The sequence below is a fragment of the Streptomyces lacaronensis genome (assembly GCF_047337785.1).
GTDB lineage: Bacteria > Actinomycetota > Actinomycetes > Streptomycetales > Streptomycetaceae > Streptomyces > Streptomyces lycopersici.
The window spans coordinates 3,908,653-3,922,191 of sequence record NZ_JBLHDK010000003.1; the positions used below are offsets into that span (position 1 = coordinate 3,908,653).

At 71.7% G+C, this 13,539-nt stretch carries 14 protein-coding genes and 1 pseudogene; 1 reads left to right on the forward strand and 14 read right to left on the reverse strand.

Annotated features, from left to right (window positions below; translation table 11 throughout):
* Positions 1-110: 110 nt before the first annotated feature.
* Both tsf and rpsB read right to left on the reverse strand, forming a co-directional pair.
* Entirely contained in the window at positions 111-947 is an 837-nt protein-coding gene (gene tsf, locus ACMTAK_RS16390; RefSeq protein WP_210946321.1) for a translation elongation factor Ts, read from the reverse strand.
* 110 nt (positions 948-1,057) lie between these two features.
* Entirely contained in the window at positions 1,058-2,020 is a 963-nt protein-coding gene (gene rpsB / locus ACMTAK_RS16395; protein ID WP_413806924.1) for a 30S ribosomal protein S2, read from the reverse strand.
* A gap of 313 nt (positions 2,021-2,333) precedes the next feature.
* On the opposite strand from rpsB, the pseudogene ACMTAK_RS16400 reads away from it, so the two are divergent.
* Positions 2,334-2,897 (forward strand): annotated as a pseudogene (locus ACMTAK_RS16400) (peptidoglycan DD-metalloendopeptidase family protein); the annotation flags it as partial.
* Between the two features lie 324 nt (positions 2,898-3,221).
* Here ACMTAK_RS16400 and ACMTAK_RS16405 read toward each other — a convergent pair.
* The 12 genes from ACMTAK_RS16405 to rplS form a co-directional block, all read right to left on the reverse strand.
* On the reverse strand, positions 3,222-3,761 hold the full coding sequence (locus tag ACMTAK_RS16405; RefSeq protein WP_413812910.1) for a TetR/AcrR family transcriptional regulator: 540 nt from the start codon (positions 3,759-3,761) through the stop codon (positions 3,222-3,224).
* A 93-nt stretch (positions 3,762-3,854) separates the two neighbouring features.
* Positions 3,855-4,688, reverse strand: coding sequence for an RNA polymerase sigma factor WhiG (whiG, locus tag ACMTAK_RS16410; RefSeq protein ID WP_413806925.1), 834 nt, complete (start codon positions 4,686-4,688; stop codon positions 3,855-3,857).
* Between the two features lie 129 nt (positions 4,689-4,817).
* Complete coding sequence (gene dprA, locus ACMTAK_RS16415) at positions 4,818-6,227, reverse strand: DNA-processing protein DprA (protein ID WP_413806926.1); 1,410 nt, start codon at positions 6,225-6,227, stop codon at positions 4,818-4,820.
* Entirely contained in the window at positions 6,227-7,840 is a 1,614-nt protein-coding gene (locus ACMTAK_RS16420; RefSeq protein ID WP_413806927.1) for a YifB family Mg chelatase-like AAA ATPase, read from the reverse strand. Before ACMTAK_RS16420 ends, dprA begins: the two co-directional genes overlap by 1 nt.
* Complete coding sequence (locus tag ACMTAK_RS16425; protein ID WP_413806928.1) at positions 7,840-8,199, reverse strand: YraN family protein; 360 nt, start codon at positions 8,197-8,199, stop codon at positions 7,840-7,842. The genes ACMTAK_RS16420 and ACMTAK_RS16425 overlap by 1 nt, the downstream gene beginning before the upstream one ends.
* Positions 8,200-8,355: 156 nt before the next feature.
* Positions 8,356-8,664, reverse strand: a complete 309-nt coding sequence (locus ACMTAK_RS16430) for a DUF2469 domain-containing protein (protein WP_009714730.1) — start codon at positions 8,662-8,664, stop codon at positions 8,356-8,358.
* A gap of 39 nt (positions 8,665-8,703) precedes the next feature.
* The gene (locus ACMTAK_RS16435) at positions 8,704-9,237 is read right to left on the reverse strand and encodes an NUDIX hydrolase (protein WP_413806929.1); all 534 of its coding nucleotides are present in this window, start codon (positions 9,235-9,237) and stop codon (positions 8,704-8,706) included.
* Positions 9,230-10,000 (reverse strand): signal peptidase I, encoded by a 771-nt coding sequence (gene lepB / locus ACMTAK_RS16440; protein WP_413806930.1) that lies wholly within the window; start codon positions 9,998-10,000, stop codon positions 9,230-9,232. Before lepB (ACMTAK_RS16440) ends, ACMTAK_RS16435 begins: the two co-directional genes overlap by 8 nt.
* A 96-nt stretch (positions 10,001-10,096) precedes the next feature.
* A complete protein-coding gene (lepB, locus tag ACMTAK_RS16445; protein WP_413806931.1) occupies positions 10,097-10,897 on the reverse strand; it encodes a signal peptidase I in 801 nt (266 codons plus the stop codon).
* Between the two features lie 82 nt (positions 10,898-10,979).
* Positions 10,980-12,173, reverse strand: coding sequence for a signal peptidase I (gene lepB, locus ACMTAK_RS16450; protein ID WP_413806932.1), 1,194 nt, complete (start codon positions 12,171-12,173; stop codon positions 10,980-10,982).
* On the reverse strand, positions 12,166-13,017 hold the full coding sequence (lepB, locus tag ACMTAK_RS16455) for a signal peptidase I (protein WP_413806933.1): 852 nt from the start codon (positions 13,015-13,017) through the stop codon (positions 12,166-12,168). Before lepB (ACMTAK_RS16455) ends, lepB (ACMTAK_RS16450) begins: the two co-directional genes overlap by 8 nt.
* 83 nt (positions 13,018-13,100) lie before the next feature.
* Positions 13,101-13,451 (reverse strand): 50S ribosomal protein L19, encoded by a 351-nt coding sequence (rplS, locus tag ACMTAK_RS16460; protein ID WP_020868146.1) that lies wholly within the window; start codon positions 13,449-13,451, stop codon positions 13,101-13,103.
* Positions 13,452-13,539 lie beyond the last annotated feature (88 nt).

A 13,539-nucleotide genomic window follows, 5' to 3' on the forward strand; every position in this document is an offset into this window, starting at 1 on the left:
GTCCTGTTACGACCTCTGCGGCAATGGCCTCCTCGTCACATCTGCGGCCGACCGGTCGACGGTTGGCTGCCTACGACCCTATCGGGGTCGCCGGTCATTCGCTGCTCGGCTCAGACGCCGACGCGGAAACGGGCGAAGCGCTTGAGCGAGACACCGGCCTCGTCCAGGATCTTCTGGACGGACTTCTTGTTGTCCTTGGCGAACGGCTGGTCCACCAGCACGTTCTCCTTGAAGAAGCCGGTGACGCGACCCTCGATGATCTTCGGCAGGGCGCCCTCGGGCTTGCCCTCCTCGCGGGCGGTGGCCTCGGCGACCCGGCGCTCGTTCTCGACCGTCTCGGCCGGGATCTCGTCGCGGGTGAGGAACTTCGGGGCGAAGGCGGCGATGTGCTGCGCGACGTCCTTGGCGACCGTGGCGTCTTCCTTGTCCAGCTCGACCAGGACGCCGACCTGCGGCGGCAGGTCCGGGCTGGTGCGGTGCATGTACGCCGCGACGAAGCCGCCGGAGAACTGCGCGAAGCGGTCCAGGACGATCTTCTCGCCGAGGGTCGCGTTGGCCTCGTCGACGAACGCCTGAACGGTCTTGCCCGCCTCGATCTCGGAGGCCAGCAGGGCCTCCAGGTCGGCCGGGGAGGTCTTGGCGACGTGGGCGGCGATGGCGTCGGCGACGGCCACGAACTTGTCGCCCTTGGCCACGAAGTCGGTCTCGCACTTCAGCTCGACCAGCACGCCGGAGGACTTGTCGTCCGCGATGAGTGAGACGACGGCACCGTTCTCGGCGCTGCGCCCCTCACGCTTGGCCACGCCCTTCTGGCCCTTGACGCGCAGGATCTCGACGGCCTTGTCGACGATGCCCTCGGCCTCGTCCAGCGCCTTCTTGCAGTCCATCATGCCGGCGCCGGTCAGCTCACGGAGCTTCTTGACGTCAGCGGCGGTGAAGTTCGCCATGATCTGTGAATCTCTTCTCGAAAGTCGAAAGCTCTACGGGTGAACGGCGGGGGCGGCGCCACCGGCACCGTCCCCCGCCGTCATACACCGTCTGAGTGACGTCTGAGTGGTCAGCCCTGCTCGGTGCCCGCGGCGGGGGTCTCGACGGGCTTGACGTCCTCGGCGGGCTTGGCGTCCTCGGCAGGCTTGTCCGCGGCGGCCTCGACGGCCTCAACGGCCTCGGCGGGCTTGGCGGCGTCCTCGGCGGGCTTGTCCGCGGCGGCCTCGGCCGGCTTGGCCTCGCCCTCGTCGGCCTTCTTCTCGCCCTCGAGCAGGTCGCGCTCCCACTCGGCGAGCGGCTCGCCCGCGGCCTTGTCGGCCTTCTCGTCACCGGTGGCTACACCGGAACGGGCGATGAGGCCCTCGGCGACGGCGTCGGCGATCACCCGGGTGAGCAGGGTGACGGAGCGGATCGCGTCGTCGTTGCCCGGGATCTTGTAGTCGACCTCGTCCGGGTCGCAGTTGGTGTCGAGGATCGCGACGACCGGGATCCGGAGCTTGCGCGCCTCACCGACGGCGATGTGCTCCTTCTTGGTGTCCACGATCCAGACGGCGCTCGGCACCTTCTGCATCTCGCGGATACCGCCGAGGGTCTTCTCCAGCTTGGCCTTCTCGCGGGAGAGGACCAGGAGCTCCTTCTTGGTGAGGCCGGAGGCGGCCACATCCTCGAAGTCGATCTGCTCGAGCTCCTTCAGGCGCTGCAGGCGCTTGTAGACGGTCGAGAAGTTGGTGAGCATGCCGCCCAGCCAGCGCTGGTTGACGTACGGCATGCCGACGCGGGTCGCCTGCTCGGCGATGGCCTCCTGCGCCTGCTTCTTGGTGCCGACGAACATGATGGAGCCGCCGTGGGCGACGGTCTCCTTGACGAACTCGTAGGCGCGGTCGATGTACGACAGCGACTGGAGCAGGTCGATGATGTAGATGCCGTTGCGCTCGGTGAAGATGAAGCGCTTCATCTTCGGGTTCCAGCGGCGGGTCTGGTGCCCGAAGTGGACGCCGCTCTCCAGCAGCTCCCGCATCGTGACGACGGCCATGGCCGTACTCCTTGAGGTACTCGGTTCCACGGCGGCCGGGCGGCCGCCGCTCCTGACGTCCCGGCGCGCCTGCCACGGACGGGGCCCTTTCGGGGGTCGTCCGAGGACCGAGGGGCGCGGCCACCGAGCTGACCGATGCGCGATCGGAGCACCGGTGGCGGGGCGTGCGAAGTCGATCCGGTGACCCGGATCGCCATAAGAAGTGTACGGGACCGGTGCGGTGCCGGGTGACGGCGTTATCCACAACGCGTGAGTAGTCCCCCGATTCCGTCCATGATCCGCCCGTTCCGGGCCGCCCGGCCATCGTGGGGGTATGCGAAGGCTTGTGGTGGGGCGGGCTCTTGCCCTGGTGATTCTTGTGCTGTCGGTGCTGTCGGTGCTGTCGGTGCTGTCGGTGTCTCCGGCCTCTCTTCCGGTGTTGTCTCCTTCCGCGGTACGGGCCGCGGCGGCGGATCCGCGCGCGGCGCCTGCTTCGCGCGCGGCGCCGGATCCGGGGACGAGGCCGGGCGGGGGACGATCGACGGCGGGCAGGGAGCGGTCGAGGCCGGGCGGGGAGCGGTCGTGGCCGGTCGACGGTGCGCCGGGGGCGGTGCGGCCTGCCGTGCTGAGGGGCTGGCGGCCGCCTCCGGCGCCCTGGGCGGCGGGGCACCGCGGGGTCGACCTCGCGGCGCGTCCGGGCGAGCGGGTCCGGGCGGCGGGCCCGGGGCGGGTGAGCTTCGTGGGCCCGGTCGCGGGCCGAGGTGTACTGGTGATCGAGGTGTCCGGGACCGGCTCCCCTCCCCTGCGGACCACCTACGAGCCGGTGCGCGCCACAGTGGCCAAGGGGGAGCGGGTGGCCGCCGGGCAGGTGGTCGGCGTGGTGGCGCCGGGCCCCTTCCACTGCCGGTCGGGCTGTCTGCACTGGGGGCTGCGGCGCGTGGACCGCTATCTCGATCCGCTGTCGCTGCTGCCGCCGTCGATGCTGCGGGGCGGGCCGTCCCGGCTGCTCCCGGTGTTCGGGGTGCGCGACGCGCCCACGCTCTCCGGGCTCGCCTCCCCCGCCGGGGACACCCGGCTGCCGACGGCCGCGGCGCTGATGGCGGCATCCCTCTGGGCCCGGATCCGGCTGGGTCGCCCGAGCCGGTCCGGACCGGGCGGGATCGCCCGGTCGTCCGGGCCGCGCCCCGCGCGCGCCCGCGGGGCCAGTGGAAGGGCCGCGCGGTCAGCCCCGGACGCCGCGCAGGACCATGACGACGGCCGCCTCGGTGATCCGCTCAGGATCCTCGGCCGCGCCGAGCTCGATGCGCCGGACCGCGGCGTCCACGACGCCCTGGAGCAGCACGGCCGAAAGCCGGGGCTGCTCATGCCCGAGGCTCGCGAGAGCCTCGACCACCATGGCGATCAGCCCGCCATGGGCGGCCCGGATCTTCTCCCGCGCGCCCGCGTCCAGCTCACCGGCGGAGATCGCCACCACCGCGCGGTGCCGGCGGTCGCCGACGAGCGCGAGCTGCCGGCGGACATATGCCTCGATCTTCGCCTCGGGCCCGTCGGCCCGCTCCATCGCGGCCTCGACCTCGGCGGCCCAGACCGGGAAGTCCACGGCGCACAGCTCCTCGACCACGGCGGCGCGGGAGCGGAAGTACTCATAGACGGAGGACCGTGCGAGTCCCGTGCGCTCGGCGAGGGCGGGGAAGGTCAGCGCCTCCGTACCGCCCTCGGACAGCAGGGTGCGGGCGGCCTCCAGCAGGGCCGCGCGCTGCATCGTCCGGTGCTCGGCCACTGAGGCCGCTCGAATCCTGGGCACCCGACCACTCTACGGAAGAGGCCGCCCGGAGGGCGATGCCGGAGGGACGATTCAGCGCCCGACGTCGGCGAGTTTCGCCCGCAGCTGGAGCACCGACTTGGTGTGGATCTGGCTGACCCGACTCTCGGTGACGCCGAGCACCTGGCCGATCTCGGCGAGCGTGAGCCCCTCGTAGTAGTAGAGCGTGACCACGGTCTTCTCCCGCTCCGGGAGGGTGTTGATCGCCCGGGCGAGCAGCCGCCGCAGCTCCCGGTCCTCGGCCACCTCGACGGGGTTGTCCGCGGCGGTGTCCTCAAGGGTGTCCATGAGGCTGAGCCGGTCACCGCCCTCGCCGCCGACGTGCAGCAGCTCCTCCAGGGCGACCACATTGGCGAGTGACAACTGGCTGAAGACGCCGTGCAGTTCCTCGAGGCTGATGCTCATCTCGGTGGCCACCTCGGTCTCCGAGGGAGTGCGGCGCAGCTGGGCCTCCAGCGTCGCGTACGCCCGCTCCACGGCCCGGGCCTTCTGGCGGACCGACCGCGGGATCCAGTCCAACGCCCGCAGCTCGTCGATCATCGCGCCGCGGATCCGGGTGATCGCGTAGGTCTCGAACTTGATGGCGCGCTCGGGGTCGAACTTCTCGATGGCGTCGATGAGTCCGAAGACCCCGGACGAGACGAAGTCCGCCTGCTCGACATTGGAGGGCAGCCCGACGCTGACCCGGCCGGCCACATATTTCACCAGCGGCGAGTAGTGCAGGATCAGCTGCTCCCGCAGCCGGCCGTCGCCCGTGGTCTTGTACGACCGCCACAGCTCGTCGAGTGATGAGGGCGCGGCAGGGTGCACCGCGCCGCGGGCCGCGGGCGGCGCCGCGCTGTCAGACCCGGAGATGTGCTGGGGCATTCGTCGCCTTGAGCCGTTCTGCCATGACATGGGTGAGGACGTACGCTTCCGCCGGAAACCTTGTGAGCGTAGCGTGACTAAGGCGTCGCGGTATGCGAAGGGCGTCGGCTCGGCGGTGTGCGGATACGGTCATCGCCTCAACCCTTTCACCCGATTGCCCCGATTCGGGGGATCGCCTCGCCGTGCGCCGTCGCTCCGGCGCGCGGGCGGAACCAACTCCCATCGATCGCCATGACGTTCGACAAAGCCCAGGGCGAGCAGTTCATGGAGCCGGCCCAGGGCCTCGTCGCATCCGGTCCCGGACTCCCGGGCCACATCCCGCAGGTGGTTGCCGCCCCGTGCCGACAACGCTTCCAGCACCCGTGCCGTCACGGGATCGAGCAGGTCCCGCTCGACCAGCGGCCCCCGCCGCTCCGGGGCGAGGTCTCCGATGCCGCCGATGAGCTCGGCCACTTCGGCGGCGTCGGTGACCAGGACGGCCTCGCCGCGCAGCAGTTCATGCACACCGGCCGAGAGGGCGCTGGTCACCGGTCCGGGCACCCCCATGGTGGACCGCCCGAGCTGTTGTGCCCGGCGCGCGGTGACCAGCGATCCGCTGCGGTACTGGGCCTCGACCACGACCGTGCCGCGGGTGAGGGCGGCGATGACCCGGTTGCGGAGCACGAATCTGGGGCGCGTCGGATGCGCTCCGGGTGGCAACTCGGCCAGCACCAGGCCCTGTTCCGCGATGCGCTCGATCAACTCGGCGTGCGCTCGCGGATAGGGGACGTCCACACCGGAAGCGAGCACCGCGATGGTGGCCCCACCCGCGGCGAGCGCCCCTCGGTGAGCCGCGCCGTCCACACCGTGGGCCGCCCCGGAGACCAGCACCCAGCCCCGCTCGGCGAGCCCTGTGCCGAGGCACGCCGCGACATGCGCGCCGTAGTCGCTGCAGGCCCGCGCGCCCACCACGGCGACCGAGCGCAGCGCCCACATCCGCAAGTCGGCCCGACCGCGCACCCATAACCCGACCGGGCGAGCGTCACCGAGATCGTCGAGCTGACCGGGCCAGTCCAGATCCCCGGGGCAGATGAACCGTCCGCCGCACCGGGCGATCAGCGCCAGGTCGGCGACCGGGTCCACCCCGGCCGCCCGGAGGGCACATCCGGCCAGCCGCTCCCCGGTGGCCCCGGGCGGGGGCTTGCCCTTCCCGGTGAGCGCCCGCCACAGCGCCACGGGCCCCATACGGCGCAGCCAGCGCCCCACGGTCTCGTCCCCGGGCTCCACGAGCCGGGTGAGCGCCGCCCGCGCCAGCCGCTCCGCGTCCGGGACGCCCCGGCGCTCAGCGAGCTCCGGCCCGTCGTCCGGGGTGGCCCGTTCCTCGAGGAGCTCCTGCCCCTGCTCCGGGACGCCCCGCCCCTCGGGCAGCCCCTTTCTCTCATCCGGGACGCCCCGCCCGTCCGGGAGCGCCCGCCCCTCGTACCAGCCACCCTGCCCCTGCCCGGGCTCGGAGAACAGGGCGGGAACGGCGCCGCGACCGCCCGTCGAAGAAGCCGACATCAGCACTCCCCCGCCGGGACCGGGACCCCACGGCTGATCCCGGTCCGCAGTTGCAGCGCCTGGGCGATGTCCGGCGCCAGGGGCCGGTCGTGCCCGGCCAGGTCGGCGACGGTCCAGGCGACCCTCAGCACCCGGTCGAGCCCCCGGGCGGTGAGCAGCCCGCGCTCCATATCGCGCTCGGCCTCGCGCAGCGCACCGGGGGACGGCTGCCAGCGGGTGCGCAGCTCATGGCCCGGCACCTCGCTGTTCAGCCGCCAGGGGGTGCCGTGGAGTCGGGCGGCGGACCGCTCCCGGGCCTCCTGGACCCGAGCCGCGACGGACGCGCTGCTCTCCGCCCCGGCGCGTGCCCCGGTGAGCTCGGTCCGGCTCACCGCCTCAACGCGGACCCGCAGGTCCACCCGGTCCAGTAGCGGTCCGGACAGCCGTGCCTGATAGCGCCGGACCGTGGCGGGTGAGCACTCGCAGACGTCGCCCATCAGACCGTGGCGCCCGCAAGGGCAGGGGTTGGCCGCCAGCATCAGCAGGAAGCGTGCCGGCATCCGCATCATCCCGGCGGACCGGGCGACCACCACATGCCCCGATTCCAGGGGCTGCCGCAGGGCGTCCAGCGCCTTCCCGCTGAACTCGGGAGCCTCGTCCAGGAAGAGCACTCCACGGTGGGCGAGCGAGACCGCGCCGGGTCTCGGCAGCCCGTTGCCCCCGCCGACGAGCGCGGCCATGGTCGCCGAGTGGTGCGGGGCGCAGTACGGCGGGGTCTCCACCAGGGGCTGCCCCGGCGGGAGGACCCCGGCGACCGAGTGGACCGCGGTGACCTCCAGGGCCTCCTGCTGGGTGAGCGGCGGCAGCAGTCCGGGCAGCCGCTCGGCCAGCATGGTCTTCCCGGCGCCTGGAGGCCCGTTCAGGAAGAGGTGGTGCCCGCCCGCGGCCGCGACCTCCAAGGCGGTGCGCGCGGCCCGCTGCCCTGCGACCTCGGCCAGATCGGGCCGCCCCGCCCCGGGCACCGCGGCCACACCGGTGCCCATACCGGCGCCGGGCACGGTGAGCCCCGCCAGCATCGGATCGGGACGGCCCAGCTCCTGGGGCTCCTCCTCGGGCACCGGCTCGTCCGTCAGCACCGCGATCAACTGGCGCAGGCTCCGCACACCCAGCACCGAGACGCCCGGCACCAGGGCCGCCTCCGCCGCCGTCTGCTCGGGGACCACGACCTGGCGGTAGCCCGCCTCGGAGGCGGCGAGCACGGCGGGCAGCACCCCGCGGACCGGCCGCACCCGGCCGTCAAGACCCAGCTCCCCGATCATCATCAGATCGGCGATCTCCCGTGGGTCCACCCGCTCGGCCGCGCCGAGCACCGCACAGGCCACGGCCAGGTCGAAGCCGCTGCCGCCCTTGGGGACGGATGCCGGGCTGAGTCCGACCGTGAGCTTCTTCTGCGGCCAATCACCGCCGGAATTGACCACGGCCGCGCGGACCCGGTCCCGGCTCTCCACCAGGCTCTTGTCGGGCAAACCGACCAGGGCGAAGGCGGCCACTCCCGGCTCCAGATCGGCCTGGACCTCCACCACCACGCCCTCGACCCCGACCAGCGCCACCGAGCAGGTGCGGGCGAACCCCATCAGGCCACCCCTCGCACATGCTCGACCACGGGCGCGCCCCGGCGGGGCAGCACCACCCCCACCACATCGATCCGCACTCCGCCCGGCGGCGGGCCGCCGTGCCGCTCCAGCCAGCGCTCCGCCAGCCACCGCAGCCGATCGGTCTTGTCCGGTCCCACGGCCGCCATCGGATGCTCATAACCACCCTCACGGCGCGTCTTGACCTCGCACACCACCAGCGCCCCGGCGTCGAGCGCGACGATGTCGATCTCGCCGTCCCGGCATCGCCAATTGCGCTCCAGGACGGTCATCCCGGCTTCCGCCAATGTGCGGACCGCCACACCCTCGCCGTAGCGGCCCAGCGCTCCTCGGGCGTTCATTCGGCACCACCTCCGGCACCGACTGTGACGCCCCCGCGCCCCGCTCAGGGATCTTGGAGCATTCCTGTGGACAGCCGCCCGGCTGTGGAAAACTCAGCCACCCGGAAGGCTGAGTCAGCGGCCCGGAAGATGGGGCCAGTTGCCCGGAAGGCCGAGTCAGCCGCCCGGAAGGTCGAGGTCGCTCTTGTTCAGCTCCTCGATATTCACGTCCTTGAACGTGAGGACCCGTACCTGCTTCACAAAACGGGCCGGGCGGTACATGTCCCAGACCCAGGCGTCGGCCATCGACACCTCGAAGAAGACCTCACCCTGGACCGAGTGCACCTGCATCTCGTAGTCGTTGGTGAGATAGAAGCGGCGCTCGGTCTCGATCACATATTTGAACAGACCGACGACATCGCGGTACTCCCGGTAGAGCTTCAGCTCCATCTCGGTCTCGTACTTCTCGAGGTCCTCGGCGCTCATGGCATGTTCCCCTTCAGCCGTGCGTCCCCCCATTGTGCGTCAGACGCGCTCAGTCTCCAGGATCACCGGTGCACCCGGGGGTCCCTCGACGAGCAGCGTACGCAACAGCTCCGCCAGCCGTGTCGGGTACACCGGCTCGGTGGCCGTGGCCAGCTCATCCGCCGTCCACCAGCGCAGACCGGCCACGCTCCGCCGCTCCAGCTCCGTCAACCCGCCGCCGGCACGCGCCGGAGTCTGTTGGGTACGACACAGGTAGTACCACTCGTCCTGGTCCCAGCGCCGCCCGGCGAACGGGAAGGAGCAGATCCGACGCCACAGCAGCGGGCCGAGCCGCACATCGGTGATCCCGGTCTCCTCCGCGAGTTCGCGGAGCGCGGCCTCCTCGCGGCTCTCCTCGCCCTCCAGGCCGCCTCCCGGGGTGAACCACCAGGTGGACGACGGATCGTCCGGTTCGAAGCCGTGCAGCAGCAGGATCCGGTCCTGCGGATCCAGCAGCACCACCCGGGCGACCTTGCGCAGCCGCCGCTCGTCCGTGCCGGTCGTCCGCTCGGCTCCGTCGGGCCCGTCAGCCACTCGCGGCCACCCTCCCCTTCGCCGCCTGGTCCCGTCGGGTGCCGCCGCCCGCCCTGCGCCGGGCGATCGGCCCATGGGCCGCGCCCACCAGGATCAGCACCGCGCCCACGATGACCGCGATCAGGAGCGGCCCCAGCGGCCCCGGCTGCGAGATCCCGCCCGGCAGCGCCTTGAAGGCGTCGGGCCGCCCCACGGTCCCCCAGGACCCCAGCGGCCAGGCGGTGGCGTCCACCCGGGCGTCCACCGCGCCGCGCTCCACGGCGCCGCCCGCCTCGTCGGTGAGGTGCACCCGCGAGTCCAGGGAGTCGCTGCGATGGTCGCCCATCAGGAACAGCCGGTTCTTGGGCACGGTGGTGGAGAAGGCCGAGGAGGACGCCTGCTCCCCCGAGCGCAGATACGGTTCCTCGAGGATCTTGCCGTTCACTCGCAGCCGGCCCTGCTTGTCACAGCACTCGACCCGGTCGCCGCCGACCCCGATGACCCGCTTCACCATGGGCAGGTCGCCCCACACCTGGTCGCGGAAGACCACCACATCGCCGCGGCGCACGTCGCCGCCGTCGACCCGCTCCGCCAGCACCCGGGCGCCCTTGCCGATCGTCGGCGTCATGGAGTCGGTGGGTACCGTATACGGCTTGTAGAGCACCGCGCCCCAGACGAAGCCTCCAAGGAACAGCACACAGCCGACGGCCACCGCCAGCCCGGACAGCACGCTGCCGGGCGTGCGCCGCGGCTTGCCGCCCCCCACCCCTCGGGCTCCGCTCATTCCAGTGCTCCCGCCGTACGCAACAGACGTAGAAGATCAGGTTCCGTGTGCCCCGGGGCACACGGAACCGCACCTTACCCGGCGGTACGGGCCCCGTCAGCAGTCGGCGGCGGTCAACCGCTCCGGCCGGCTCCCGGCCTCCGTACGGACCTTGGCGATCAGCCGGCGGCGGCGCCACAGCACAATCGGCAGCGCACCCGCGAACCCCAGGGCGGACGGGGCCATCGCGGCGGCCGCGCTCAGACCCGGCTGGTCGAAGGTGCTCGGCACCGGCAGGGTGGTCCAGCGGTTGATCGGCCAGGCGATGACGATCGCGCGCCCGACGACATCGTCCACCGAGACCGTGCCGTTGTTCAGGTTCTGGTGATAGCGGGAGTCCAGCGAGTCCTGTCGGTGGTCGCCCATCACCCAGATCCTGCCCTCGGGCACCTTGATCGGGCCGAACGGCTTCTCGTCACAGGGCGTGTTCCCGGGGAAGATGTACGGCTCGTCCAGCGGCTTGCCGTTGACCATCACCTTGCCGCCGCGCTTGCAGGAGACGGTGTCCCCGCCGACCGCGATGACCCGCTTGATCAGATCCTTCTCCTCCGCCGACGGCATCAGCCCGATAAAGCTGAGCGCCTTCTGGATGCCCTCGGCGACCGGGCCGGAGCTCTTGGTCTGCGACTCGCCGAGCCAGCCGCCCGGATCGTGGAAGACGACCACCTCGCCGCGCTCCGGCTCGGAGCCGAACCACGGGGTGAGCTTGTCCACCAGCACCCGGTCGCCCCGCTGCAGGGTGTCCTGCATCGAGTCGGACGGGATCGAGAACGCCTGCACCAGGAAGGTCTTGATCAGCAGCGCCAGAGCCAGCGCGATGATGACCAGGATCGGCAGCTCCTTCCAGAAGGAGCGCACCTTCTTGGGCTTGCCGAGCTTCCCGGGCCCGCCGGGCTTCCCGGGGCCCGGCGTCGACGCCCCGTCCCCGGGCCCGGACGGATCAGCCGCGCCGGGACCGTCCTGGGGATCGGAGGGTTCCGGTCCGCCATCGGCTCCGTGTGGGTCCGACGCCCTGGGTGCGGCAGCCGCCCCGTTCGTGGGTGCACCGGCTTCGGGCGCCTCGTCCGCCCCGTCCGTGGGCTGCTCCGCCCCCGTCCCGGGCTGCCTCTCGGGCTCTTCGTGACCGGATCGTGCGCCGACCGCCAAATCCCCCACATCCACTCCTCACGCCTGACTGCCGCCTGCCCCACGAACGGCGCAGGATCACCACTCCCATAACGAGCGGGAGTTCCGCAGGGGTCGGGAGCTGGACCATTCCTTGCTGATCCATGGGGGACAGCCTATGTGCCGCGCCCTCGGCCTGTGTCGCCCCACTCGGCGCGTCCTTCACCGAGGCGTAGGTGCCCGGTTCTTCGAGCCGCCGCATGTGCCCGAACGGCCAAGCGATCACCACGGCGCGGCCGACCACCATGTTGTCCGGCACCGTGCCCTGGTACGGCTCGTCCAGATGGACCCGGGAGTCCGCCGAGTTGGACCGGTGATCGCCCATCACGAACATCCGCCCCTGAGGAACCGTCACCTTGAACTGCTTCTGCGACGGCGGGTTGCCCGGGTGCAGATACGGTTCGTTCAGCGGCGTTCCGTTGACGGTGACCTTACCGTTCGTATCGCAGCACTCCACCGTGTCGCCGCCCACCGCGACCACCCGCTTGATCAGGTCCTGCTCGTCGGAGGACGGCAGCAGCCCGATGAAGGTCAGGAACTCCTTGCCCTGCTTGATGACCGGCGGGTCGTCCTTGGGCGGCTTCCGCTCGTCGTCCAGCCACCCCCCGGGGTCCTTGAACACCACCACATCGCCGCGCTCCGGCTTCGAGCCGAACCACGGGGTGAACTTGTCCACCAGCACCCGGTCGCCGATCCGGATGGTCTGCTCCATCGAGCCGGACGGAATGACGAACGCCTGCACCAGGAAGGTCTTCAGGACGAGCGCGATCACCAGCGCCACGCCCACCAGGATCGGGATCTCCTTGACGGCCGAACGGCGCCGCCTGCGCTTGATACGGCGCTGGATCTTGCGCCGCTCCGCACGGCCGCCCACCCGGCGCTCGCCCGGCGGACGGGGGGTGCCCAGGTCGACGCCGACGGGCGGAGCGGTCTGGCGCGCCCTGGCACGAGGACGCCCGCGCTTACCCATGGGCACCACCGGGGGCAGCGGACGGTATGCGGCCGGGCGCCGCGGGCACGCTCGTGAAGGCGTCCGTCCGGGGTACGCCGGACCAGCGGCCGAACGGCCAGCCGATCCATTCGGCGCGGCCGATCACCTTGTCGACGGGGACCGTGCCCCCGCCAGGGGCGCCCAGATAGTCGCGCGAGTCCCGGGAGGCGTCGCGGTGGTCGCCCATCACCCACAGCCGTCCTTCGGGCACGGCGATGTCGAAGCGCACCCGCGAGGGGCTGTCCCCGGGGTGCAGATAGTGCTCGTCCACCGGCTGACCGTTCACCTCGATCCTCCCCCGCTCGTCGCAGCAGGTGACCCGGTCACCACCGATGCCCACCACGCGCTTGACGTAGTCGGACTCGGCCGGTTCGGCCAGACCGACCGCCGCGGCGGCCTTGCGCAGCAGACCCGTCACCGGATTCCCGGACGGCTCCTCCTCGCCGAAGGAACCGGCTCCGTCGAACACGACAACGTCGCCGCGGCGCGGATCGTCCCCGAAACGGTAGGCGAGCTTGTTCACAAGCACCCGGTCCCCGGGGCGGAGGGTGCTCTCCATGGAACCGCTGGGGATCAGGAACGGCTGCATCACAAAGCCGCTCACCAGCAGCACGAACGCGGCACACGCGGTCGCGAGCAGCGCCGCCCGCCGCCAGCGCCCGCCGCCGGTCAGCCAGCCCCAGGCCCGCCTGTGCGGCAGCCGCCCGGCGGACGGGGGCTCCGCGGTCCGCGCGGAGGCATGCGAAGAGCGCGACCGCGCCTCGCGCTCCTTCTCGGAGCCCGGGGAGCGGTCGCGCTCCGCGAGCTGTCCTTCGGTGTTCATCGGGCCAGAGCCTATCCGGCCCGGCCGGATGATCCGGCGGTAGCTCAGTAGTCGCGCAAAATCGCCGCGATCCAGCCGCGAGCTCAGCTCTCGCGCTTCTCCTTGATCTTGGCGGCCTTGCCGCGGAGGTCGCGCAGGTAGTACAGCTTCGCCCGGCGCACATCACCGCGGGTGACGACCTCGATCTTCTCGACGATCGGGGTGTGCACCGGGAAGGTGCGCTCCACGCCGACGCTGAAGCTCACCTTGCGGACGGTGAAGGTCTCGCGGACACCGGAGCCCTGGCGGCGGATGACGACGCCCTTGAACTGCTGGACACGGGAGCGATTGCCCTCGATGACGCGGACGTGGACGTTGACCGTGTCGCCGGGGCGGAAGGTCGGGATGTCGCTGCGCAGCGACGCGGAGTCGACGGTGTCGAGCAGGTGAGACATGATCGTCTGCTTTCCTCGCTGATGCCACAGGTCATCAGCGGCATATCGGATGATGATTCGGAGTGCCGCCCTCATCGGGTGGGCGTCG